Genomic DNA, 24197 nt, shown 5'->3' with positions numbered 1-24197 from the left:
CCACAGGTGCCGCCCGTCCGTCCGACAAAAATCACGCAAGGCCTTGATTTGCCTGACCTGCACGGCAGTGGCCCGACCTTTGCTCTACGCTTATAGCAAGCGCACTTGCGCGTTTCTCTAATAAGTACAAAGCCAAGGAGAACATCATGCGTTACGCTCACCCCGGTACTGAAGGCGCCAAAGTCTCGTTCAAGAGCAAGTACGGTAACTACATCGGCGGCGAGTTCGTCGCGCCTGTCAAAGGTCAGTACTTCACCAATACCTCGCCAGTGAATGGCCAACCGATTGCCGAATTCCCGCGCTCCACTGCCGAAGACATCGACAAGGCGCTGGACGCCGCCCACGCCGCTGCCGATGCGTGGGGTGCCACATCCGCCCAGGCACGCTCGCTGATCCTGCTGAAAATCGCCGACCGCATCGAACAGAACCTCGAACTGCTGGCGATCACCGAAACCTGGGACAACGGCAAAGCCATCCGCGAAACCCTCAACGCCGACATTCCGCTGGCCGCCGATCACTTCCGTTATTTCGCCGGGTGCCTGCGCGCCCAGGAAGGCAGCGCCGCCGAAATCGACGGCAACACCGTGGCCTATCACATCCATGAACCACTGGGCGTGGTCGGCCAGATCATCCCGTGGAACTTCCCGCTGCTGATGGCCGCATGGAAGCTCGCCCCGGCCCTGGCCGCCGGCAACTGCGTGGTGCTCAAGCCTGCCGAGCAGACCCCGCTGGGCATCTGCGTGCTGATGGAGCTGATCGGCGACCTGCTGCCGCCGGGCGTGCTCAACGTGGTGCAAGGGTTCGGCAAAGAAGCCGGCGAAGCCCTGGCCACCAGCAAGCGCATCGCCAAGATCGCCTTCACCGGCTCGACCCCGGTGGGCTCGCACATCATGAAATGCGCCGCCGAGAACATCATTCCGTCCACCGTGGAGCTGGGCGGCAAGTCGCCGAACATCTTCTTCGAAGACATCATGCAGGCCGAGCCAAGCTTCATTGAAAAGGCTGCCGAAGGCCTGGTGCTGGCGTTCTTCAACCAGGGCGAAGTCTGCACCTGCCCGTCCCGCGCGCTGGTACAAGAGTCGATCTACGACGACTTCATGCAGGCGGTGATGAAAAAGGTCAGCCAGATCAAGCGTGGCGACCCGCTGGACACCGACACCATGGTCGGCGCCCAGGCTTCCGAGCAGCAATTCGACAAGATCCTTTCGTACCTGGAAATCGCCAAGGGCGAGGGCGCCGAGCTGCTGACCGGCGGCAAGGTGGAAAAACTCGAAGGCAACCTGGCCTCCGGTTATTACATCCAGCCGACCCTGCTCAAGGGCACCAACAAGATGCGCGTGTTCCAGGAAGAAATCTTCGGCCCGGTGGTGAGCATCACCACCTTCAAGGACGAAGCCGAAGCCCTGGCCATCGCCAACGACACCGAGTTCGGCCTCGGCGCCGGCCTCTGGACCCGCGACATCAACCGCGCCTATCGCATGGGCCGCGCCATCAAGGCCGGTCGCGTGTGGACCAACTGCTACCACCTGTACCCGGCGCATGCCGCGTTCGGTGGGTACAAGAAGTCCGGCGTCGGTCGTGAAACCCACAAGATGATGCTCGATCACTATCAGCAGACCAAAAACCTGCTGGTGAGCTACGACATCAACCCGCTGGGCTTCTTCTAAAAACCGGGGCTGCACGGGGATTGCCCTGCAGCCCGCTCCATCGCTTTCGCGAGCAGGCCCGCTCCCACAATGGATTTGTGGGTCGGCACACGTCCCCTGTGTGTGCGGGCCTACCCGCGAAAGCGCCCTGAATGAAACGACTTTATTGGCCTGGCCGCTCTGGCACGGCCCTTGCGTACGCGTCATTCAGGATTTTCGCTACCACCGCCGCCGCGTGCGCAGCCTCCATCCACCCGAACGTTGCACCCGAAAGTCCAACAGATCGAACAAAAAACAGACAGCGAGGACTTATGACTTCCACCACACAGCTCAAACCCACACTCGGCACCCTGCACCTCTGGGGCATTGCCGTCGGCCTGGTGATTTCCGGCGAATACTTCGGCTGGAGCTACGGCTGGGGCACCGCAGGAACCCTGGGTTTCCTGGTCACCGCCCTGATGGTCGCGACCATGTACACCTGCTTCATCTTCAGTTTCACCGAACTGACCACCGCGATTCCCCATGCGGGCGGGCCGTTTGCCTACAGCCGTCGGGCGTTCGGCGAGAAAGGCGGATTGATCGCCGGGATCGCCACCCTGATCGAGTTCGTCTTCGCCCCACCGGCCATCGCCATGGCGATCGGCGCGTATCTCAATGTGCAATACCCGGAGCTTGATCCGAAGATCGCGGCGGTCGGCGCCTACTTCGTGTTCATGACCCTGAACATCCTCGGCGTCAGCATCGCCGCAACGTTCGAACTGGTGGTCACCGTGCTGGCGGTCGCCGAATTGCTGGTGTTCATGGGCGTGGTCGCGCCGGGCTTCAGTTTCAGCAACTTCGTGCTCAACGGCTGGTCGGGCGCCAACGAGTTTACCCTCGGCTCGATTCCCGGGATTTTCGCGGCGATTCCGTTCGCGATCTGGTTCTTCCTCGCCATCGAAGGCGCGGCCATGGCCGCCGAGGAAGCCAAGGACCCGAAACGCACCATTCCCAAGGCCTACGTCAGCGGGATTCTCACTCTGGTATTCCTGGCGATCGGCGTGATGGTGATGGCCGGTGGCGTCGGCGACTGGCGTCAACTGTCGAACATCAATGATCCGTTGCCCCAGGCGATGAAAGCGGTGGTCGGCAATAACTCGACGTGGATGCACATGCTGGTGTGGATCGGCCTGTTCGGCCTGGTGGCGAGCTTCCACGGGATCATCCTCGGTTACTCGCGCCAGTTCTTCGCCCTCGCCCGCGCCGGTTACCTGCCCAAAGGCCTGGCCAAGCTCTCGCGCTTCCAGACCCCGCACCGGGCGATCCTGGCGGGTGGCGTGATCGGCATCGCGGCGATCTACAGCGACGGTCTGGTCAACCTGCAAGGCATGAGCCTGACGGCAGCGATGATCACCATGTCGGTGTTCGGCGCCATCGTGATGTACATCATCAGCATGCTCAGCCTGTTCAAACTGCGCAAAACCGAGCCGAACCTGGAGCGCACCTTCCGCGCACCGGGCTACCCGATCGTGCCGGCCATCGCGCTGTTCCTGGCGCTGGTGTGCCTGGTGGCGATGGCCTGGTTCAACACCCTGATCGGTGGTGTGTTCCTCGGTTTCATGGCCGCCGGCTATCTGTATTTCCAGTTGACCGCCAAACAACGCTCCGAAGCGCCGTCGGACGCTATGCTCGAAGGTATCTGAGGTTGCACCGGCACCGGGCTTGATGCCCGGTGTCTGCAATATTGAGGTGCATCGACATTCATTGCAGTACAGACAGGAGGACACCGCCCCATGGCCGCATTTGCCCATACCGTCGGCGCCCAGACCTACCGTTTCGACAGCCTCAAGGACGTAATGGCCAAGGCCAGCCCGGCGCGTTCCGGGGATTTCCTGGCCGGCGTCGCCGCGCTCAATGACGGCGAGCGGGTGGCCGCGCAAATGGCGCTGGCCGACATACCGCTCAGCCATTTCCTGCAAGAAGCGCTGATTCCCTACGAAACCGATGAAGTCACCCGACTGATCATCGACAGCCACGACAAACAGGCCTTCGCCGTGGTCAGCCACTTCACCGTCGGCGGTTTCCGCGACTGGCTGCTCAGCGACGCCGCCGATGAACAGAGCCTGCGCGCCCTCGCGCCTGGCCTGACTCCGGAAATGGTCGCTGCCGTGTCGAAGATCATGCGTGTGCAGGATCTGGTGCTGGTGGCGCAGAAAATCCGCGTGGTGACGAAGTTTCGCGGCACCCTCGGTCTGCGCGGGCGCCTGTCGACACGCCTGCAACCGAACCATCCGACCGACGAACCGGCCGGTATCGCCGCGAGCATTCTCGACGGTCTGCTGTACGGCAACGGCGACGCAATGATCGGCATCAACCCGGCCACTGACAGCATCGCTTCGATTTGCGCGATGCTGGAGATGCTCGACGCAATCATTCAGCGCTACGACATCCCCACCCAGGCCTGCGTGCTAACCCACGTCACCACGTCCATCGAGGCCATCAACCGGGGCGTGCCGCTGGATCTGGTGTTCCAGTCGATTGCCGGCACCGAAGCGGCCAACGCCAGTTTCGGCATCAACCTGAACATTCTCCAGGAAGGTTACGACGCGGGCCTGAGCCTGAATCGCGGCACCCTCGGACAGAACCTGATGTATTTCGAAACCGGTCAGGGCAGCGCGCTGTCGGCCAACGCCCACCACGGCGTCGATCAACAGACCTGCGAAACCCGGGCCTACGCGGTGGCACGCCATTTCAAGCCGTTTCTGGTGAACACCGTCGTCGGCTTCATCGGGCCGGAATACCTCTACAACGGCAAACAGATCATCCGCGCCGGCCTCGAAGACCACTTCTGCGGCAAGCTGCTCGGCATGCCGATGGGCTGCGACATCTGTTACACCAACCATGCCGAAGCCGACCAGGACGACATGGACACCCTGCTGACCCTGCTCGGCGTGGCCGGGATCAACTTCATCATGGGCATCCCCGGTTCCGACGACATCATGCTCAATTACCAGACCACTTCGTTCCACGACGCCCTCTACGCACGCCAGACCCTGGGCCTGAAACCGGCGCCGGAGTTCGAACAATGGCTGGCGAACATGGGCATCTTCACCCAGGCGGACGGCAAGGTCCGCTTCGGCAACAACCTGCCGCCGGCCTTCCGCCAGGCCTTGGCGCAACTGGGATGAGCCTTATGGAAAAACCGCCCGTCGACCCGCAAAACCCGTGGCTGGAGCTGCGCCGCCTGACCCCGGCGCGCATCGCCCTTGGCCGTACCGGCACCAGCCTGCCGACCCGCGCCCAACTGGACTTCCAGTACGCCCATGCCCAGGCCCGGGACGCCGTGCATCTGCCGTTCGATCACGCGGGTATCAGCACGCAATTGCACGAACGCGGGCGTGACAGCCTGCTGCTGCACAGCGCGGCGGTGGATCGCAACAGCTACCTGCAACGCCCCGATCTGGGACGCAAGTTGAGCGATGCTTCGGCGCAGACCCTGCGCGAACACGCGCAGGCGCATCCGGGCGGCGTCGATCTGGCGATTGTCGTGGCCGATGGCTTGTCGGCCTTGGCGGTGCATCGCCATACCCTGCCGTTTCTCACCCGCCTGGAAGAGCAAATGAGCGCCGACGGCTGGTCCAGCGCCCCGGTGATTCTGGTGGAGCAGGGCCGCGTGGCGATTGGTGATGAAATCGGCCAGTTGCTCGGGGCAAAAATGGTGGTGATGCTGATCGGAGAGCGTCCCGGCCTCAGTTCGCCCGACAGCCTGGGTTTATATTTCACCTACAATCCAAAGGTCGGTCTCACCGATGCCTTCCGCAACTGCATCTCCAATGTGCGGCTCGAAGGCTTGAGCTACGGCATGGCGGCCCATCGCTTGCTGTATCTGATGCGCGAAGCGTGTCGGCGGCAGCTGTCGGGGGTCAATCTGAAGGACGAAGCACAGGTTCAGACGCTGGAGTCGGAAACCGGTGCGGATATGAAAGGCAACTTCCTACTCGATCAGTCGAAATCCTGAACCGGTTCCGCATTGCGTTTACGCGCCGGTTTCAGGCAGGATCGACGCACGGCCGCCCGGGTTTCCCATTGCCGTCAGAGCACGTGAAGACAGCCACTTGAAGGACGAGACCTACCATGCGGATTATCCAAGCGACCCTCGAACACCTGGATTTGCTGACCCCGTTGTTCGTCAAATACCGCGAGTTCTACGGCTCGCTGCCGTATCCGGACTCGTCCCGTGCGTTCCTTGAAAAGCGCCTGCGACGCAAGGAATCGGTGATCTACCTGGCCCTGGCCGATGACGACGACAAGAAATTGATGGGCTTCTGCCAGCTCTACCCAAGCTTTTCCTCGCTATCGCTCAAACGCGTGTGGATCCTCAACGACATCTATGTCGCCGAAGACGCCCGCCGCCAACTGGTCGCCGACCACCTGATCCGCACCGCGAAGAAAATGGCCAAGGAAACCCAGGCCGTGCGTATGCGCGTCTCCACCAGCAGCGACAACGAAGCGGCGCAGAAAACCTACGAATCCATCGGGTTCAAGGAAGACACCGAGTTCAAGAACTACGTACTGCCGATCAGCGACTCGCTCTGATCGCCCGGATCGCTTGTGGGAGGAGCAAGCCTGCTCCCTCCCCACGATCCAGCCCTACCCGACAAATATTCACACCCCGACATTCCCCGCTACAAAACCGACACGCTTTTCACCTCTCAAACCGTATAATCCCGAGCTTTCCGGCTTGTAAGAAAAACTACACCCGTCTGTAGGCTTTCACGAAGTCATCCGCACAGGCCTGCCGAGTCGGGCCGTCACACAGGTGCCCTCCATGGATTTCAACCCGCTCGACCTTATCCTGCATCTCGACGTTTACCTCGACCTGCTGGTGAACAATTACGGGCCATGGATCTACGCCATCCTGTTTCTGGTGATTTTCTGTGAGACCGGTCTGGTGGTGATGCCATTCCTGCCGGGCGATTCGCTGTTGTTCATCGCTGGCGCCGTGGCGGCGGGTGGCGGCATGGACCCGGTGCTGTTGGGCGGTCTGTTGATGCTCGCGGCGATCATGGGCGACAGCACCAACTACGTGATCGGACGAACGGCAGGCGAAAAACTGTTCAGCAACCCGAACTCGAAAATCTTCCGGCGCGATTACCTGCAACAGACCCACGACTTCTATGACAAGCACGGCGGCAAAACCGTGACCCTGGCGCGCTTCCTGCCGATCATCCGCACCTTTGCACCGTTCGTCGCCGGTGTCGCGAAGATGCCGTATCCACGCTTCTTCGCGTTCAGCGTCTTCGGCACCGTGCTGTGGGTGGGCGGTCTGGTGACCCTGGGCTACTTCTTCGGCAACGTGCCGTTCATCAAGAAAAACCTGTCGTTGCTGGTGGTCGGCATCATTCTGCTGTCGCTAGTGCCGATGATCATTGGCGTGGTTCGCAGCCGTTTCGGCGGCGCCAAAGCACAATCGCATTAAGTCGATGTGGTCACTGAGCGCCTGGCGACGCCGGCGCATCCTGGCCAGGCACCCGATTGCCGACGACCTGTGGCAACGGGTGCGCCATCACCTGAGCTTCCTTGACGGCATCAGCACCGCCGAGGATCAGTGGTTGCGCGAAGCCTGCGTGCTGTTTCTCGACGACAAACACCTGACCGCCCTGCCCGGTGTCGAACTGCATCAGGAACAACGCCTGCTGCTCGCCGCCCAAGCGCAATTGCCGCTTTTGCACCTCGGCGATCTGAACTGGTATCAGGGTTTTCATGAGATCGTCCTTTATCCCGACGACTTCCTCAGCCCCCAGCGCCATCGCGATGCCAGCGGCGTCGAACATGAATGGGACGGCGAACACAGCGGCGAAGCCTGGCAACAGGGGCCAATCATCCTCGCCTGGCCAGGCGTGATGGCCAGTGGTGGCTGGGAAGGCTACAACCTGGTGATCCACGAACTGGCGCACAAGCTCGACATGCTCAACGGCGACGCCAATGGCCTGCCGCCACTGCACGCCGACATGCGGGTCAGCGACTGGGCGCACGTCATGCAAGCGGCCTACGACGATCTCAACCGCCAACTCGACCGCAATCCCGACGCCGAAACCGCCATCGACCCCTATGCGGCAGAGAATCCGGCCGAGTTCTTTGCCGTCACCAGCGAATACTTTTTCAGCGCGCCCGATCTGCTGCACGAGAGTTATCCACAGGTGTATGCGCAACTGCGGCTTTTCTACCGGCAGGATCCGTTGGGCAGACTGCGGCAACTTCAGGCCACGAACCCGGTCTATCAGGCGCACGAACACGGTCTGCACGACTAGACACGCGACTTTCGGCACATGGCGTCCACGGCAGAATATGCCTATAATCGCCGCCACTTTTTGGTCAATCCGGCCAAGTGTTTTTGGTCAACTACGGGGGCAAAGCCCAATGAGCTACAGCAAGATTCCGGCTGGCAAAGACCTGCCGAACGACATCTACGTCGCGATCGAGATCCCGGCCAACCACGCGCCGATCAAATACGAAATCGACAAAGACAGCGATTGCCTGTTCGTTGACCGTTTCATGGCCACCCCAATGTTCTACCCGGCCAACTACGGTTTCATCCCGAACACCCTGGCTGACGACGGTGATCCCCTCGACGTGCTGGTCGTGACCCCTTACCCGGTGGCTCCAGGTTCGGTTATCCGCGCCCGTCCGGTTGGCGTTCTGAACATGACCGACGACGGCGGCGGCGATGCCAAAGTCATCGCTGTTCCACACGACAAGCTGTCCCAGCTGTACGTGGACGTGAAGGAATACACCGACCTGCCGCCGCTGCTGATCCAGCAGATCGAGCACTTCTTCGCGAACTACAAGGATCTCGAGAAAGGCAAGTGGGTGAAAATCGAAGGCTGGGCCGGCGCAGACGCCGCCCGCGAAGCGATCACCAAGTCGGTTGCCGCCTACAAAGGCTGAGCGACGGATTGCAGGACGCTTGAAAAGAACCCCGGTTGATCCGGGGTTTTTTTATGTCCGGTGATTGTGCTTTCAACAGGTCGTTTAAATTCATTACGACGCGGTTTTGCTCTGTCTAATTTCTCACAAGAATGCCTTACATCCTGTCTCAAAATTAGTGCCGATTTTGAACGCGAGGTTTATTCAAACCGCTCTGACCCGCACTTAGACTCGTGTGCATGAGAAAGAACACTAGCGGTCCACGATTCAAGGCACTCCTGGAAGAAGCGAACATCACCACCACCGGTTTCGCGAAGTTCTGGGGCACGGAAGCCCAAAATATTCATAACTGGTACACCCGGGGTGTCCCGGCGTATCGCATGGAAGAAGTCTCACGCCTGCTGTCGGTCAACAGCGACTGGCTGAAAACCGGCGAAGGGGTAAAAGAGCTGCCACGCCTGCAGGCTGCCAGCAACGGCGACACCTTCGACGCCCACTCCGTCCGGGGCATTTACACGGTCATCGACCCCAACGACATCGAACTGCCGTTGTTCAAGGAAACTCCACTCACCAATGGCTCCGGCAAAACCCACGTCATCCAGGACCCGGACCAAACCACCCGCCTGCCCCGCGCCCACCTCGATCAACTGGAAATCCGACACGCCGACGCCATCTGCGCCCACATGATCGGCAACAGCATGTCCGAACGCATCGAAGACGGCTCCATCGTCGCCATCGACCGTGGCCTGACCCAAGTGGTGGACGGCGAAATCTACGCCATCGAACACGACGGCATGCTGCGCATCAAATACCTGCACCGCATGCCCGGCAACGCCCTGCGCCTGCGCAGCCACAACAACGCCGAATACCCGGACGAAATATTCCGCGCCGCGCAGATCGAAGAGCAACGGATTCATATATTGGGCTGGGTGTTCTGGTGGTCGACATTGAGCAAACGGCGGCCGGTGGTGCCGTTTCTCTGAGCGTTGCACCGCTGAGCCGGCTGACACCGCCCCCGTGGGAGCGGGCTCGCCCGCGAAGAGGCCCGGATAATCAGTACAAATTCCTCAGCGGCGGCATAGAAATCGCTCTAATCCGCACATCGGGCTGGGAATCGGGCGCGGAAATCAGTATCCTGCGCCCCACATTCGCGCATCGCCCGCCCTGCGGCCAGATGACGCCTGACGCGGCAGACCACTGTCTGACCAAGTCCCACAGCCGGACGCAAGATCCGGATGTACGTTTTGAAGGCTGGCGCGGTTTACCAAAAATGAACCAAGCCAGTCCCCGAGAAGCCGGCCACAAGCCGGCTTTTTAATGCCTGTCGGAAACCGGTTTTTACAGGCGCATTTGCAGGTTGCGCCGTATCACGCCAATGGAATGCATATACGAGTACCGCAGGTAAAAACCTGTGCAACGGGCGCTTGCAGAAATGACACTCAAGGATGACCAACACGATGCCAACCATCGCCCCTGCCCGCTTGAAGTCTGCGATCGCCACAGCGCTGCCATGTCTTTTTCTGGCTGGTTGTGTCGGTGTAACTGTCTCGCTTCCAGAGACGACAACCAGAAAAACCGAGGCTTTCAGAGCATTGGACCCTCAGTCGTCATCACCGCCAATCACCAGAACGACACGATCGCCACTCACTCGCGAATGGTGCGGCATTACTGTCTGGGTGGCGGTCATACCGGTTCCAATGAAGTTGCCGGTATGCAGCTCTTATTCCGAGCAGTCTTTCGGTAACGATGAATTCGGGGATGAAACATTGCTGCTCTATTCACAACAGAAAGTCCCTTCGCCGTTATATGCCTGCGGTCCGTTCATGGTGCTCGGACCAATCATTCATGGTTACCAGGGCAACGCCATTTGCGGTGTCTTTCCTGACTGAGTTCATCACCCGAAAACTCGCCCGCCGAGATTTCACTGCGCCACTAGCACATCCGCCCTAATTGCCCCCCATCCCACACTCCCCGCAGAATCTCCACTCCAGTTTTGTGCACAACAAACGCCCTGCGCCATACAACAACGCACAAAAACCCAAGGAATGGAGCAACACCATGTCTGCGCTCTTCAAGCTCAATAAAACCCTGCCCCTGCTGACAGCCCTGTTAATCACTTCCAGCCCGGCGTTCGCTGAAGAAGCGACGCCCATAGGCGACTGGTGGATCATCTACGGCAACGGTGTGCCAAACAAAAACATCATGTATGTGGCTGACACCACTTCGGTGGTGCCCTCGAACCACACCAAGGGCGCGAAGCTGGTTGCAGTGACGCTGGTTTATGAAGAACCGGGCAAGCCGATGATCGATGTCTACAACATGGAAGTGCAGTGTTCGACCAACAAGGTGCGTTTTCTCAATGGGCAATCCGTCGAGCGTCTGGCGTACACCCTGCGTCATCTGAAAGTATCCGAGCAGTGGCAGACACCGAGGGACTTCTGGGTCCAGCGCACGCAGGCGTTTGTCTGCGCACGCAATGCCAAGGACATGGTGGCGATGGGCAAGATGCCGCATCTGCAGATGATCCAGACCGTGCAGTACATGTTTTCCAGACTGGCGCCGGTCCAGCAGAAGAACCAGATGATGGACGACCTCGATGCCATGTTGGGCAACAAGCCGTAAGCCGCCCCTTTCCTCGCTCTGGCCATGACACTGGGAGTCATGATGAATCAATGGACTAAAACCCTGGCGGCGCTGCTGCTGACGCCCATGATGTTGCTGGCCGGCGGCTGCCATTTGATCGCGCAGTCACGCTGGGAAGGACGCGATGTCCAGGAGGCGCTGGACCTGTTCGGCCGGCCTGACTCGATGAAGAAACAGGCCGGCGCCAATGGCGAAAACCTTGCCGTGCTGACCTGGTACAAATCCGCCAGCTGGACCACTACCGAAGCGGCCGGCACGTCAATGAATCATACCGGCAACGGCATGGTGTACACCGAGTACTACGAAACCGTCGGTCACAGCTCCGATTGCAAACTGGAAGCCACGGTCAATAAAGCCAAAAAGATCGTGCTGTTCCGCATCGAGGACGGCAAGATCATTCATGGCAAGTGCATCAACGTCCCGTTTGTGCCCGGTTACATTCCACCCGGGTTCTAGCCATCAGTGATGTTTCGCGTCGCGATCGATTCGGGGAAACGTGGTGCCGATCCTCGAGCGCTCATTCGAGAACCAGATGCCGGTAATCCGGCCACGGATATCCTTGAGTTCAACTTGTCCCATGAAACGACTGTCATTACTGACATCGCGATTGTCGCCCAACAGATAAACGTGGTTCGGCTCGACTTTCAGTGGGGCGAGCGTTAACGAGTAGTCCTTTTTTACCCGGTCGGCAGGCGCGTAAAACAGCCCGAGGCTATCACCATTGTTAATCAGGTTTCCGTCACTGATCTGCACGACATCACCGGCAACACCGGCAACGCGCTTGACCGCTTCCGTACCGTTCCAGGCGTACACCACGATATCGCCGACCCTGATCTCGCCAGGGCGGATGTCAGACACCACGTAGTCACCGATGGACAATGTCGGGCTCATCGAACCTGATGGAATGAAGTAGTTTTTGTAACCAAGTAACGGCGTTCGAAGCGGCACCAGCAGTACCAGCGTGACAATCGCCAGAGCCAGTACATAAAGCACATGGAACCGGGTGCTTGGCATTGCCACGTCAGCATTGCCATGGCGCGCCAGTCTTGCAGCTGCGATAGCCGAAATCAGTTTGACCAGGATGACGAAGCCGGCGAAGGCGTACAGCCCCTTCGGACTGGCGATCAACCCGAAAGCCCCCAGGGCGATGACCCCCAGATACAGCAACGCCGCGACCCGCAGCGCCCATTTGATGCGCCCGACATACACCAGCCCCCAGCCGGCTACCAGACAGGACATCACAAACGCCTGCAACGGATTCTTTTGGAGCTTCACGATCAACCCTTACCCAGTATTTTCAGTTGCTTCTCTTATCGGCGCAGATCACGGATAACTGAACGACTTCACCAACGTCAGCTCCCCCACCGCCCGCATCGGCACCAGAAAAGTCTCCATCTTCTCGCTCGGCGTTCCTTCTTCGGTAATCACCGTCACCTGCGCCGTGGTCAGTGGCTGCACCGCCTCGTCCCCACCCTCATCATCCCCGCGATAGCCCCCGCCAAAATAATTCACATACACCAGATACTGCCCCTTGAGCGGCGCCGGCATGGCGAAGATTTCCGGGCCGTAGCCGGTGGTGACGTCAACGTCGAGGGCGGCGCCGTTGGGGGCGGTGCGGTCGCCGTACCAGATGTGCGCGCCGTCCGGGGTGATGAGGTGCAGGTCGAGGTCGGTGCCGTCGCTGTCCCAGGCCAGCAGCACCCGCAGCTTGGCCGGGGTCGCGCCGCCGCTGGTGTTGAGGAACTGCGTGCGATGGCGTTGCTGGCCGTCGGGACTGCGCACTTCGACGCTGTTGCTGCCATTGGGGAAGGAAAACGGGCGGTCGAAACGGCCACCATCACCGATTTTCAGCGGCATGCTCACACCGTTGACGATCAACCTGCCAGGCTCGTTATTCTTTGGCGTGGCGGCGATCTGCCCGCTGATCCGCGCGGTGTTGGCCTGGCCGACCGGGGTGTTCACCGACGAGGCCGGGTAGTTGACGGTCTGGCGGAAGCTTTCGCCCTCGCCGTCTGGCGCGCCGCTGCGCCAGCCGCCGACCGGGGTGTCGAGTTTGACGCCGTCTGCGGCCATCGTCGGCGATATCGCGGCGAATGCGCAGAGCAACAGCAAGACCTGTGGATAACGGAGTGGCATGGTCTATTCCAGCAAGAGATGACGGGCGAGCCCTTCGATGTAGGTTTCATCCTGGCCATTGGGGTGTGCCTCAAAGGCCAGGTGCAGGTATTCGTGAGTCAGGTCGAGACGATCCTGCAGCGTCAGCACGCCGCGGACGTAGATGCGCTGTCGTTCGCGGTCGACGAAGGGGCGGCCGAAGGCAAGTTTGCACACCGCGAACGTGCCGACTTCGTTGTAGCCGGTTTCGCTCTCGAGCCTCGGACGCCAGCCGCGTCGCTGTTTTTGCAGCCAGTCCTGGGCGACGGGCAGCGCTTCGCAGGACGCCACCGGGTTGTCCCAGCGGCTGAGGCTGGCGCGCGGGTAAGCGTGCAGCAGAATCGCGTCATAACGCTGGCCGGCATTGGCTTGCTCGACCGCTTGTTGCCAGGCGAGCTTGTCCGGGCCGGGTTGGTCGGAGTGATAAGTGACAGTGCTGCCGGCCAGCACCAGATCCGCCGTCCACGCTGCAATGCTGCGGGATTCGGCCGAGGCCGGACGCGGCGCGACACGCTGGCGGTTGCTGCTGTCATCGATGCTCAGGCACTCGCCATAGCGCGTGGCGTTTTGCAGCAGGTAGGTGCGGATCGCCACGGCCAAGGCTTTGGCGGCTTCGGCAGGTTCGGGTTTGGCTTCGCGCTCGAGGACGCGGGCAACGTATTCCTCGCGATCAAGACGTGCGACCAGTTTGTCGTTGAGCAGGAACAGTTCGCCGTCGCTGTGGATATCCAGCGCATTGCCGTTGGCAAACTCGACGCGATAGTCGCCCCGCAACGGGCCGGAAATCGCCGCGCGATCAGCCGCCAGAACCCGCGTAACCGGGTAGCGCGAAAACAGTCCGACCTCAACGCAACGCCCCGCCTCCGCCGGCCAGGCTGCCGGCAACACCGTCGCCAGCGCCTGCCCGTACTGACGCAGAACGATCTGACTGGTGCCACGCCCGCCGGCCCATACGGGCGCGCCATCAACCGTCCAGCCGGCGAATCCGCCCTGCCGTGATTGCGGATCCTGATCACCGAGCCAGCTCCAGGTTTTCACCCGCAGACGTCCGCCCAGTTCACCGACGACATTGCCGTCCGCCGCGTTCAGCACCACATCAAGTAGTACCCGGCGCATCTGATCCTGAGCCGGCAACACAGACAACACCTTCAGCAAATCTGCTACGGAAACACGCGTAGCCGGTTGCACCGCAGGCAAATCCAGCAGCCACGACGGCGCTTGCCGTGCCTGCCAATAGGTTCGCCAATCAGCCGCCACGATGCCCAACCGCGCCGGTTCGAAGTACAACCCGCAGGATTTCACCAACGCCTGATCGCGCTCGACCTTACCCCCCGCCGAGCAGCAATAGACTTCCTCTTTCGACTGCCCGCGACACTCGTACGCCGGCTCCCGCGCGCCGGTGTCCACCAGCCACGCATAGACGAACAGCTTCCACAGGCTGCCAAGTGGCGTTTGCAGCGTATCGGGCAAGGGCTCGCGAGCAGTCAACTGCGTGCGGCTCAGCGACAGCAATTCGCCTTTGTAGGCCAGCCGCAACGGTTCATCCTGCGCCGTCGCCAGCGCAGGAATCAGACACAGCAGCAGCCAGACCAGTGGCCGGGTCATGTCAGTTGACCGTGACCTGGCCGAGGGCGGCTTTCGCTTCCTGGGCCTGATGCTCTGGCGCATAGACCTGAGTGAACCGCACCGGCGGCAGGTTGAACTGGCCTTTCTGCGAGAAACGCACCAGATGGCGCAGACGCAACTCACCGCTCAGCGCGTCCACCGGCACCGCGTAGGCCAGTTGCCCCGGCTCGAAGCGCGCCTTCTCCAGCGCCGTCGGCTCGGTGCCGTCCTTGCCCTGCAACTTGATGCCCCAAGTGGTGCGCTCGACATCGGCGCCCGGCGGCAGCGGCACTTCGAGCATGCCGTAGCGCAGCGGTTTCGCCGCTTTGCCGGTGAGGATCACTTCGTCCAGGTACAGACTGTCGCTGGACAACGGCTTGTTGCCGACCGGTTCCAGTTTGAAGGTGAACGCTTCGTCGCCCGGCACCAGACGCGACAAGCGACGGGTGATGGTCACCGGCACCGGCTCGGCGGCCGCTTGCCGCGTCTGGAAACTCAGCGCCGCGCGTAGCGGACGCTCTTGAGTGCCGGACACCGACAACACGCTCGGCACTGGCGTGGTGCCCTGCCACGTCCAATACATCTCGCCGGTCGCGCCGTAGTTTTTCTTCCAGCCTTCGCCCGGTGCCAGCGCGATGGTCGGCGAGGCCTGGGCGATGCTGCGTTGCAGCCAGGTCAGCGCCAGCGCGCGCTCCAGGGTCGATTGTTGTGGCAGCAGACGTTGCAGCAGCGCCGTCGCACGCGCCTGATCGAACGCTTGCAGCGACAGGTTGAGCGCCTCGGCAAACGGCTGCGAACTGACCGACAGACGCTGTTGCGCGGCGCCCACCTGACGATTGAACGCGTCCGGCAAAGCGACTTTCGACTGCGCTGCCAACGAAGCCGTCAGCACCCGCGCCGCCGCCAGCCCGAGCGCGGAATCCGGATCGCCCATCACCAGACTGTCTTCGCCGTCGTCCATCAGGGTTTCGGCAGTGCCTTCACCGGCCTTCGCCAGATCGTCCATCAAACCGCTGAGCAGGGTGTTGACCGGCAGATGCATCTGCCTGGCGAACGACAGAATCAGCGCCCGTTGCAACAGCGGCGTATTCGGCGCCTGTTTGGCGTAGACCTCCAGCACTCGCTGCCAATGTTCCGGTGGCAGGGTCAGCTCCAGCACCCGACTGGCGTTCCAGTCGGCGTAATAGGCGTAGGCGGTCAGGAATGCATCCGGTTCACCGTCATAACCCCACCAGGTAAAGCTCGCCGACGGTCCGGCCATTTGCACCAGCCGCAGACGGCTGTTCTGCATGATCAAACGCAGGCGGTCACGGGTCTGCGGACTCGACGCCAGCGACGGATAAGCGATGCTCAGCGGCAGCAAACGGCTGGCGGTCTGCTCGACGCCGCCGTACGGATAGCTCAGCAGATCATCGAGGGCCGAACGGAACAGCGCTTGCGGGCTGTCGTCCAGGCGCAGGCGAATATCGGTGGCGTCCGCCGGCAGGCTCAACGGCGTATCGCCGCTCGCCACATCGAGGCTCTGGGTCTGGGTGACTTGCCAGCCTTCGCCGGTCGCGGTCAGGCGCACGGCGAGGGCGTCAGCGGTCTTGCCGTCCTGCACCAGTTCCGCCGTCCACTCGCCGGTCGCCAGGGCAAACGCAGGCAGCGGCAGGTAATTGATGCCGCTGTTGAGCGTCACCGGCAGGCGCTGTTCGGCACCGGCGTAGTGGGTCACCAGTTCAGCCTTGACCGGTTTTTCCGCCTGGTTGAACGCGAACACGCCGAGCTGCGGCTGGTCGCCTTGGCGGAATTTGCTCGGCCCGCTCCACTTCAGGTACAGCGGCTTTTCCGAGCGGACGAACTGCTTCTTCTGCCCGACCTGACCGTCGTCGGCAATCGCCCGCGCGGTGATGCGCCAGCGGGTCAGCGAGTCCGGCATCTTGAAGGTGAAACGGGTCTTGCCGTTGGCGTCGGTCAGCAACTCCGGCTGCCACGCGGCGGTGTCGACGTCTTCACGACGCGGCCGCTCCAGCACTTTCACCCCGCGTTCGCTGCGATTGGCCTTGCCCGGCGCGCCGGGACTGCCCGGCAGCGCGACGTCGTAACTGATGAACGACAGACTGGCGCTGGTGCGCACGTTGTTGCGACGCGGGTGGTAGAAGAACTGGTCGATGGTCGGCGCGACTTCCGGTTGCAGCGCATAGACCATTTCGTCGACCACGCTGACCGTCAGGTGCGCCGGCACCGCTTTGCCGGCGAACAGTGTGGTCAGGTCGACGGTGACGGTGTCACCCGGCTGATAGACCGGTTTATCGGTGCTAATCGCCACATCGATCTGCGGCGCGACGACCTTGATCCCGGCGTTCTGGAAGCTGTACTGACCGCCCTTGGTGTAGAGCACGGAGAAGGTCAGGTTCGGTGCGAAGTTGTCCTTTACCGCAATGCGTGCGCGGTATTGGGTGTCGCTGAGCTTTTCCAGTTTCAGCCAGTCGGCACCTTTGGCCAGCAGCGCGGTGGCTTCGACCTTGTCACGTTCCAGCGACAGCAGCGCATCGCTCACCGGCTCCGGGAAAGTGATCAGCGCCAGCGCTTCGTCGCCGGCCTTGTACTCGGGTTTGTCGAGAACGATTTCCACGGTGCCCGGTACGGCTTTGACGCCTTCACCAGTGACCGAATGCCCGGTGGCCCCGAGCACCCGGCCATGTTGATCCTTGAGTGTCAGGTTGTACGTGCCCGGACGCTCGAAGGCCACGCTGAAACCTTTGTCGGTCGCCGCGAGTTTGCCTTCGCCGGTGCTCTGGTCTTCCAGGCGCACCCAACTGTAGCTGCTCGGGGTCACCGCTTTGGCCTGCTCGCTGCCACCCTCGTTGGCGTAGCTGAACGCAACCTTGTCACCGGCCGCACTGAAACGCTGCGGCGCGCTCAGGCGGAAACTCGCGGCGCCACGGTCAATGAGGATTTCCTTGGTGGTCTTGACCCGATACGCCGCGCCATCGCTGGCAAACACGGTGAGCATGTAACGGCTCGGTTTATCGGCGGCCGGCAGGTCGAGGCTCGCGTTGCCTTTGCTGTCGGTGGTCAGCTCGGTGCTGGTCAGCTCGATCGGGAATTGCCCGAGGTATTGCAACTCGTTGTCGACCATCGACAACTGCTGGGCACGCAGGCTCAGGCTCAGTTTGGCGTTCGCCACCGGTTTGCCGTCCGGGTACAGCAGCACCAGGCTGCCCTTCACCGGCTCGCCGGTGCGGTAATCCTGCTTGGCCAGGTTCAGCGAAATTTCGAAATGCGGCTTGATGTACTCGGCCACGCGGAAGGCGCTGCTGTAGGCCTGATCCTTGTAGTTGAACCGGATCTCGTAACCACCGGCCACGGCGTTGTCCGGCAACTGGAACCGGCCCTGCGTACCCGCCTTGGAATCGAGACTCAGATCGAGGCGCTGCAACTCGGTGCCAGTGGCATCGAGCACGCTGACGCTGACATCCGCCGCGCCCGGCGCGACCGAATCCCGCGCATTCTTGAACTCGCGGCCAACGATTTTCAGCGACACCCAATCCCCCGGCCGGTACAACGGCCGGTCGGTGAAGGCATAGAGTTTGGTGTCGTAGATTTCGCTGTCGTAGTAGAAGTTCTCGGAGACGAACACCCCGCCCTCTTCGTCCTCGCCGATCACGAACGAACGCTCGGGGCTGACGTGTTTCAGGCGCAGCAAACCATCGGTGTCGGTGGCGCCGCTGCTCATCACACCGAGGCCGTCGGTCCACAGCACATTGACCTTCGGCACCGAACTGCCTTCGTGCTTGCGCGCAGCCCACACCAGCAGTTCATCGCCGGCAATCTTGCTCACCGCCACGGTGTTGGAAACGAAGACCATGGTGGTCGCGCGGTATTTGCCGACCAGCGCTTCAACCAGATACAGCCCCGGTTTCAACTGCCCCAGCGGGATATACACGTTGCCCGGCGCGACGCTGACGAACTCGCTGGAGGACCCGGCCAGTTTCACCCCTTCCGGCGGCTGGATCGGTTTGGCCTGCCACAGCGGATAACGGAACTGGCTGACCACCGGCAGACCCGGAATCAGCGCGAATTGCGGTTGCGCGTCGTAAGGCGTCGGCGCGGCGATGGCATTGCCCATCTTCAGCTCCGGCACTTCTTCGGTGACTTGCTTACGCGATTCGTAGGAAAACGCCCGCTGCATTACCCGACGGGACTTGCGATACCAGTTGTCCCACAGGTACGCGAGGGTGTTGGACAGGCCTTCGCCCTTGAACTGACCGTCGCTGACCACCCGATGCAGGTTCTTCTGGCGCTTGAGGAAGTCCAGCGGCTTGTCGATCCGGTACACGCGGATGTCGGCGCCGCCATAAGGCTCCATGCGGAAGCGGCGGTAATCGCGGCCCGGCGCTTCGAGGCGCACCATCGCCTGTTCGTCGCTGGCAAAGCTGCTGTCGGCCAGCAGGAAGAAACTCTCACCGGACACCGGCGTATAACCGCTCGGCTCCACCGAGTCTTCGGCGTTGACGGTCGCCAGTGGCAGCAACAGCGCCAGCAGCAAAGAAATTTTTGAGCAAATGCGCAGCATGCGGGCACCGGTCATTGGGTGAGAAAGTTCAGTCGATAGACGCCGATGAAGTTGGGGTTGGCTGCGTCGGGTATCCATCGGGTGTCCTTCCATGTCATGAGTTGTTGCAGGCCTGCCGAACGCATGCCGTTGTCAGTGGGGGTCGTGGTGCCGGTGTGATAGGCGATGTAGCGGCCCATCCAGATCATCAGGTGCTGGTCGTCGCCCTGATCGAAAAACATCAGATCGCCGGGACGTGCCTGGGACACGTCGCGGCCGACCAGATGACTGTTGAATTGAATCAACTTGATCGCGTTGACGTACGGCCCGACCTTGCCGCCGCCCTGCTGCCATTGCTGGGCGAGCTTGCGTTGCTCGCTGCTCAGCGACAGCTCCGGCGGCAGGTAACGATTGGACAGGCCATTGCTGCGCAGCCATTTGTCGTCATGGACTTTCAGCGCTTCATTGGCGGCGAAACGCACCAGGCCCGCGCAGTCCTGCTGATACCAGCGCGGGCTCGGCCCCTGGCTCAATTGCTCCTGGGCGATGCGCACGAACCAGGCGCGGAACACCTGCGACTGTGCCGGGTCCAGTGCGGGCGCTTCAGTCGCGCGGACAGTGGCGCTCAACAGCAGCGCCAGCAGGCCAAGGCTGCGGATCAGTGTCGTCACAGCGCTTTCCATTCCAGCGGCAGCCATTGCCAGTGGCCGTCAGGCTCGCTGCCTTCGGGCAGGGTCAGGGCGTATTTGCCGTAGCCGCCGAGGGTGCGCAGTTTCGGGATCAGGTAGGTTTGCGCGGCGTTGTAGAACACCGGCTCCATGTCCTGCGGCAGACTATCGAGGGTTTCCTGCTGCATCAGTTGGGCGATGGAGTCCGGGCCGAAGTAGATCGGCATCAGCACATCCTTCGGCAGCACGTCGGCCATCGGCGGGAAGCGCTTGTCGAGGGTGCCGAGGGCCTTGTCGACCAGTTTGTCGTCGAGGGAAAACAGCAGCGTCGAACCGTGCCGGGCGAGGCTGACTTTCATGAAGGCGCGGCCACTGATCGCGTCCGGGTTCTCGGCATCCTTGGCCGCGTACGGGCCGAAGTTCGAACTGACCTGACGCTGCCACAGGTGGCTTTGGCCTTGTTGTTTCTCGACCACCGGGAACGCATGTTCATCGACATTGCTTTCATAGGCGCCAACCATCGAACCGAACAGCGTGCCGAGGTCGCCATCGAGCTGGCTGCTGTCCTCGTCCTTCAGGCTGGCGACCAGCAATGGCGTGTACAGCCGCGAGTCGGCGTACCAGCACAGGCCCGCCGCGCCGGCCACATGCTCGGTGAGCTTCTGCGCCACCGCTTCGTCGGCGCCAAGCTTCACCAGCAACGGTTTCTGCGGTTCGGCGGCGACCGGCAGGGTCACGCAGGCACTGGCGCCCAGCGGCATGGCTTGCCAGACCGGTTTGAAGTCGAAGTCCGGCTGGTCTTCCAGTTCATCCATGGCGAGAAAGCTGTGCCAGCCCTTGTCATCCATGTCGAAACGCACGCCGGCGAAATTCGGAATGAAACGCTGGTAACCCATCGCCAGCACGCTTGAGTTGACCGACAGGCGCTGTTTGATTTCCGGTTTTTTGGCCGGCAGGCCGAACGCTTCGGGGAACAATTTTTCGCCGCCGAGCAGCGCCGCCAGCGCTTGCGGCGAGACATGGCCCGGCTCGTCAGAGGGGCCGCTGTCCGGCTCGTAGTACTTGGCCGGGTTCGACAGCACCACCAGTTTGTCGCCGTGAGAGGCGAACAGCAGCGATTTGCTGGCGTTATAGCTGAGCTGGTACAGCGCCACGCTGTCGCCGCCGACCTTGAGCTCGCCCAACTGGCTCAGTTGCGAATCATCCAGCGCCACTTTCGCCAATGGCTCCAGCACTTTGGCCAGGCCGCCGCGATCCATCACCAGCAGAAAATCCTTCAAGCGCCCGTCAGCCCCGCGCCACAGTGCGACGTCCGCCGGTTGGTCGAAGAGTTGCTCGATCAGGCTGTCCTGCAACTTCAGGTCGTGTTCGTAGATGATCCGGCGCAGGCTGCCGATCAGGCCGAGGCGATCGGCGTGGGTTTCGTAATAGAAAACGAAATCTTCGGTGAGCGTGGCCTTGAGGAACGGTACCGCCAGCAGGTCCTTGGGCAACTGGCTCAGGGAGCGGGTTTCCAGCAGGGCGTCCGGGCGGCTCAGGCCGAGCTTGTCACTGGCCAGCTCCGCCGCCGGAGTCTTCGGCTTGTGCATAAACCAGCCAAGACCACCGGCCACGCCAGCCACCAGGCACAGCCCGGCCAACAGCAACGGCCAGCGCCGGGGAGATGGGCCGGCAGGTGTCGGGACGGCCGGAGAAGCAGCGTTATCACTCATGTTCACAAAACCCGAAGTTCATCCGTGGAGCGGGATGCTTAATAGTTGAAAGTCTTGACCAGCAGCAGATCACCGATGGCCCGCAGGGGCACGATGAACGTTTCGCGTTTTTCGTCGACGGTGTTTTCGTTGAGCACCAGCGTGATTTGCGAGGTGATGACCTCGTTCTGGTTGCTGGTCTCCTCGAAGTTATAGCCGCCGTTGCCGAAGTTGCCCCAATAGTTGACGTAAACCAGATAAGTGCCATGCAGCGGCGCGGTCATGGTGAACATTTCCGGGCCGGGGCCGTCGACACCGTCCGGGTCGAGGCCGCCGCCATTGCTCATGGCCGGCCGCGCCCAAAAGGCGTGCTGGCCGTCAGGGGTAATGACGTGCAGGTCAAGTTCGGCTTTAGGATCGTCCCAGCCCAGCACCACGCGGATTCGCGCCGGGGTGCGCAAATTGTTGGCTTCGTAGAATTGCACGCGCTTGAGCGACTGGCCCTCGGCGCTGATCACTTCGACGCTGTTGGAACCGGCGCCGAACGCATACGGCCGGGCGAAACGCCCCTCGTCGTCGGTGTACAGATTCAGTGGATTGCCATTGACCGCCAGGCTGTGGGGCGGGCGCATGTGACCGATGGCCTTGAGCTGGCCCTGGATCATCGTGCGATTGCGTTGAATGCCGCGATCAATGGGCGGCGTCGGGTAGGCGACCTGCGGATTTTCCGTGCGGTCGAGCAAGCCGTGATAACGCCAGCCACCCACCGGCTCGGACAGCTCGGCACTTGGCGCAGCCAGCAGCGCGGGCGCGCAGGCAAGCCCGATCAGCAGCAAAAGAAATGAACGCATGTGACGCCTCCTGCCATGCCTGAACGAAACCTTGCACCCGATCCTCGGCGCTTCACAGCGGTCAACCCTGCGTTTCGTCTGAAAGACCCGTGACTATCGGGTCGTAGAAGGCGCGAAGATTAGCGATTCGGCAGTATTTTAACAATCGGATACATCTGGATCTGCGGTGGGAATCACGCACTTTTGCTGGGCGTGAGCCGAATAGCCGAATTATTCGGCTCACAAAATGAGCCGAATAATTTCTGCCACTTTCAAAACCCGCTATCCGTCCGGCGGCAGCGGCCGCAAGAACCCCGCTCATTTGCCCATAAACCCCCTATCTGCTAGTGTCGCGCCGGTTTAACGTCAACCGGAATTAGCCGCCATGGCCCGCAAAAAAGCTGCACTGGATTTCGAACAATCCCTCGCCGACCTGCAAACGCTGGTGGAGCGTCTGGAGAATGGTGAATTGTCGCTGGAGGACTCGCTGACCGCTTTCGAGCAGGGCATCGGTCTGACCCGTGACTGCCAGGCGGCGCTGGCCCAGGCCGAGCAGAAAGTCCAGGTGTTGCTGGAGCGCGATGGCGAACTGGCGGAAGAACCCTTCGATGCGGATCAGCCAGAATGATTGCAGCGTATTCGGCCACCAGCCAGGCGCGGGTCAACGCCGCCCTGGAGCTTCTGTTCAAAGCACCGCTGCCGGAACTGGCGCGTCTTTACGAGGCCATGCACTACAGCGTGATGATCGGCGGCAAACGGGTGCGTCCACTGCTGGCCTATGCCGCGTGCGAAGCCCTCGGCGGCAAGGCCGAACAGGCCAACGGCGCGGCGTGCGCGGTGGAGCTGATCCACGCGTATTCGCTGGTGCACGATGATTTGCCGGCGATGGACGACGACGATCTGCGTCGCGGCCAGCCCACCACCCACAAGAAATTCGACGAAGCCTGCGCGATCCTCGCCGGTGACGGCTTGCAGAGCCTGGCGTTCAGTGCCCTGCTCGATCCGCGCCTGAGCAACCTCGACGCGGACATTCGTTTGCAGATGGTCACCGCGCTGGCCCACGCCGCCGGCCCGGCGGGCATGGTCGGCGGCCAGGCGATCGACCTCGGTTCGGTCGGCCTGAAACTCGATCAGAAAGCTCTCGAACAGATGCACCGGCACAAGACCGGCGCGCTGATCGAAGTCAGCGTCAAACTCGGCGCCCTGGCCAGCGGCCGTGCCGAGAAGGACGAACTCAAGTCTCTGCAAACTTATGCACAGGCCATCGGTCTGGCGTTTCAGGTGCAGGACGACATTCTCGACGTCGAAAGCGATACCGAAACCCTCGGCAAACGCCAGGGCGCCGACATCGCCCGCGACAAACCCACCTACCCGGCCCTGCTCGGCCTCGACGCGGCCAAGGCCTATGCCCTGGAACTGCGCGATCAGGCCCTGCACGCACTGCGACCGTTTGACGCGGCCGCCGAACCCTTGCGCGATCTGGCCCGTTATATCGTCGATCGCCGCCACTGAAG

Annotated in this window: 21 protein-coding genes; 14 read left to right on the top strand and 7 right to left on the bottom strand. The window is 61.7% G+C overall.

Annotated features, from left to right (window positions below; translation table 11 throughout):
• The first annotated feature begins 146 nt into the window (after nucleotides 1–146).
• From N8H74_RS18360 to N8H74_RS18305, 12 genes are all read left to right on the top strand, one after another.
• The gene (locus N8H74_RS18360; protein WP_262149287.1) at nucleotides 147–1667 is read left to right on the top strand and encodes an aldehyde dehydrogenase family protein; all 1521 of its coding nucleotides are present in this window, start codon (nucleotides 147–149) and stop codon (nucleotides 1665–1667) included.
• A gap of 290 nt (nucleotides 1668–1957) precedes the next feature.
• Nucleotides 1958–3328: an ethanolamine permease gene (gene eat / locus N8H74_RS18355; RefSeq protein WP_217830185.1), complete on the top strand. Its 1371-nt coding sequence runs from the start codon at nucleotides 1958–1960 to the stop codon at nucleotides 3326–3328.
• Nucleotides 3329–3418: 90 nt separating this feature from the next.
• Nucleotides 3419–4813 (top strand): ethanolamine ammonia-lyase subunit EutB, encoded by a 1395-nt coding sequence (locus tag N8H74_RS18350; protein WP_262149285.1) that lies wholly within the window; start codon nucleotides 3419–3421, stop codon nucleotides 4811–4813.
• A 5-nt stretch (nucleotides 4814–4818) separates the two neighbouring features.
• Nucleotides 4819–5643 carry an ethanolamine ammonia-lyase subunit EutC gene (gene eutC, locus N8H74_RS18345; protein WP_217830187.1) on the top strand — a complete coding sequence of 275 codons (825 nt, stop codon included), beginning with the start codon at nucleotides 4819–4821 and terminating at the stop codon, nucleotides 5641–5643.
• A gap of 116 nt (nucleotides 5644–5759) precedes the next feature.
• Nucleotides 5760–6221, top strand: coding sequence for a GNAT family N-acetyltransferase (locus N8H74_RS18340; RefSeq protein ID WP_262149283.1), 462 nt, complete (start codon nucleotides 5760–5762; stop codon nucleotides 6219–6221).
• Between the two features lie 232 nt (nucleotides 6222–6453).
• Nucleotides 6454–7104 (top strand): DedA family protein, encoded by a 651-nt coding sequence (locus N8H74_RS18335; protein WP_217830189.1) that lies wholly within the window; start codon nucleotides 6454–6456, stop codon nucleotides 7102–7104.
• A 4-nt stretch (nucleotides 7105–7108) separates the two neighbouring features.
• On the top strand, nucleotides 7109–7936 hold the full coding sequence (locus N8H74_RS18330; RefSeq protein ID WP_262149281.1) for a zinc-dependent peptidase: 828 nt from the start codon (nucleotides 7109–7111) through the stop codon (nucleotides 7934–7936).
• Nucleotides 7937–8045: 109 nt separating this feature from the next.
• Complete coding sequence (gene ppa / locus N8H74_RS18325) at nucleotides 8046–8573, top strand: inorganic diphosphatase (protein ID WP_045881121.1); 528 nt, start codon at nucleotides 8046–8048, stop codon at nucleotides 8571–8573.
• A 218-nt stretch (nucleotides 8574–8791) separates the two neighbouring features.
• On the top strand, nucleotides 8792–9535 hold the full coding sequence (locus N8H74_RS18320) for a helix-turn-helix transcriptional regulator (protein ID WP_217830191.1): 744 nt from the start codon (nucleotides 8792–8794) through the stop codon (nucleotides 9533–9535).
• 474 nt (nucleotides 9536–10009) lie between these two features.
• Nucleotides 10010–10441, top strand: a complete 432-nt coding sequence (locus N8H74_RS18315) for a hypothetical protein (protein ID WP_262149276.1) — start codon at nucleotides 10010–10012, stop codon at nucleotides 10439–10441.
• 169 nt (nucleotides 10442–10610) lie between these two features.
• Complete coding sequence (locus N8H74_RS18310; RefSeq protein ID WP_262149274.1) at nucleotides 10611–11174, top strand: hypothetical protein; 564 nt, start codon at nucleotides 10611–10613, stop codon at nucleotides 11172–11174.
• A 42-nt stretch (nucleotides 11175–11216) separates the two neighbouring features.
• A complete protein-coding gene (locus tag N8H74_RS18305; protein ID WP_217830196.1) occupies nucleotides 11217–11651 on the top strand; it encodes a hypothetical protein in 435 nt (144 codons plus the stop codon).
• A gap of 3 nt (nucleotides 11652–11654) precedes the next feature.
• Here N8H74_RS18305 and lepB read toward each other — a convergent pair whose 3' ends face one another.
• Genes lepB through N8H74_RS18270 form a run of 7 tightly spaced genes read right to left on the bottom strand, consistent with a single transcriptional unit; the run spans nucleotide 11655 to nucleotide 22704 of the window.
• A complete protein-coding gene (lepB, locus tag N8H74_RS18300) occupies nucleotides 11655–12470 on the bottom strand; it encodes a signal peptidase I (protein ID WP_262149271.1) in 816 nt (271 codons plus the stop codon).
• 48 nt (nucleotides 12471–12518) lie between these two features.
• Nucleotides 12519–13331: a DUF2135 domain-containing protein gene (locus tag N8H74_RS18295; RefSeq protein ID WP_217830200.1), complete on the bottom strand. Its 813-nt coding sequence runs from the start codon at nucleotides 13329–13331 to the stop codon at nucleotides 12519–12521.
• A 3-nt stretch (nucleotides 13332–13334) separates the two neighbouring features.
• Nucleotides 13335–14954, bottom strand: a complete 1620-nt coding sequence (locus N8H74_RS18290; RefSeq protein WP_262149268.1) for a DUF2300 domain-containing protein — start codon at nucleotides 14952–14954, stop codon at nucleotides 13335–13337.
• A gap of 1 nt (nucleotide 14955) precedes the next feature.
• Nucleotides 14956–19530, bottom strand: a complete 4575-nt coding sequence (locus N8H74_RS18285; RefSeq protein ID WP_262149266.1) for an alpha-2-macroglobulin — start codon at nucleotides 19528–19530, stop codon at nucleotides 14956–14958.
• Nucleotides 19527–20177 (bottom strand): DUF1175 family protein, encoded by a 651-nt coding sequence (locus tag N8H74_RS18280; RefSeq protein WP_262149264.1) that lies wholly within the window; start codon nucleotides 20175–20177, stop codon nucleotides 19527–19529. The genes N8H74_RS18285 and N8H74_RS18280 overlap by 4 nt, the downstream gene beginning before the upstream one ends.
• Complete coding sequence (locus N8H74_RS18275) at nucleotides 20162–21874, bottom strand: DUF2138 domain-containing protein (protein ID WP_262149262.1); 1713 nt, start codon at nucleotides 21872–21874, stop codon at nucleotides 20162–20164. The genes N8H74_RS18280 and N8H74_RS18275 overlap by 16 nt, the downstream gene beginning before the upstream one ends.
• A gap of 38 nt (nucleotides 21875–21912) precedes the next feature.
• Nucleotides 21913–22704, bottom strand: a complete 792-nt coding sequence (locus tag N8H74_RS18270; protein WP_217830208.1) for a DUF2135 domain-containing protein — start codon at nucleotides 22702–22704, stop codon at nucleotides 21913–21915.
• A gap of 364 nt (nucleotides 22705–23068) precedes the next feature.
• On the opposite strand from N8H74_RS18270, the gene N8H74_RS18265 reads away from it, so the two are divergent.
• Nucleotides 23069–23311, top strand: a complete 243-nt coding sequence (locus N8H74_RS18265) for an exodeoxyribonuclease VII small subunit (protein ID WP_007894317.1) — start codon at nucleotides 23069–23071, stop codon at nucleotides 23309–23311.
• On the top strand, nucleotides 23308–24195 hold the full coding sequence (gene ispA / locus N8H74_RS18260; protein ID WP_262149260.1) for a (2E,6E)-farnesyl diphosphate synthase: 888 nt from the start codon (nucleotides 23308–23310) through the stop codon (nucleotides 24193–24195). The genes N8H74_RS18265 and ispA overlap by 4 nt, the downstream gene beginning before the upstream one ends.
• Nucleotides 24196–24197: the final 2 nt, after the last annotated feature.

The organism is Pseudomonas sp. B2M1-30 (assembly GCF_025447575.1).
In the GTDB taxonomy this organism is placed as follows: Bacteria; Pseudomonadota; Gammaproteobacteria; order Pseudomonadales; family Pseudomonadaceae; genus Aquipseudomonas; species Aquipseudomonas botevensis.
This window is presented reverse-complemented; position numbering and strand designations above follow the sequence as displayed.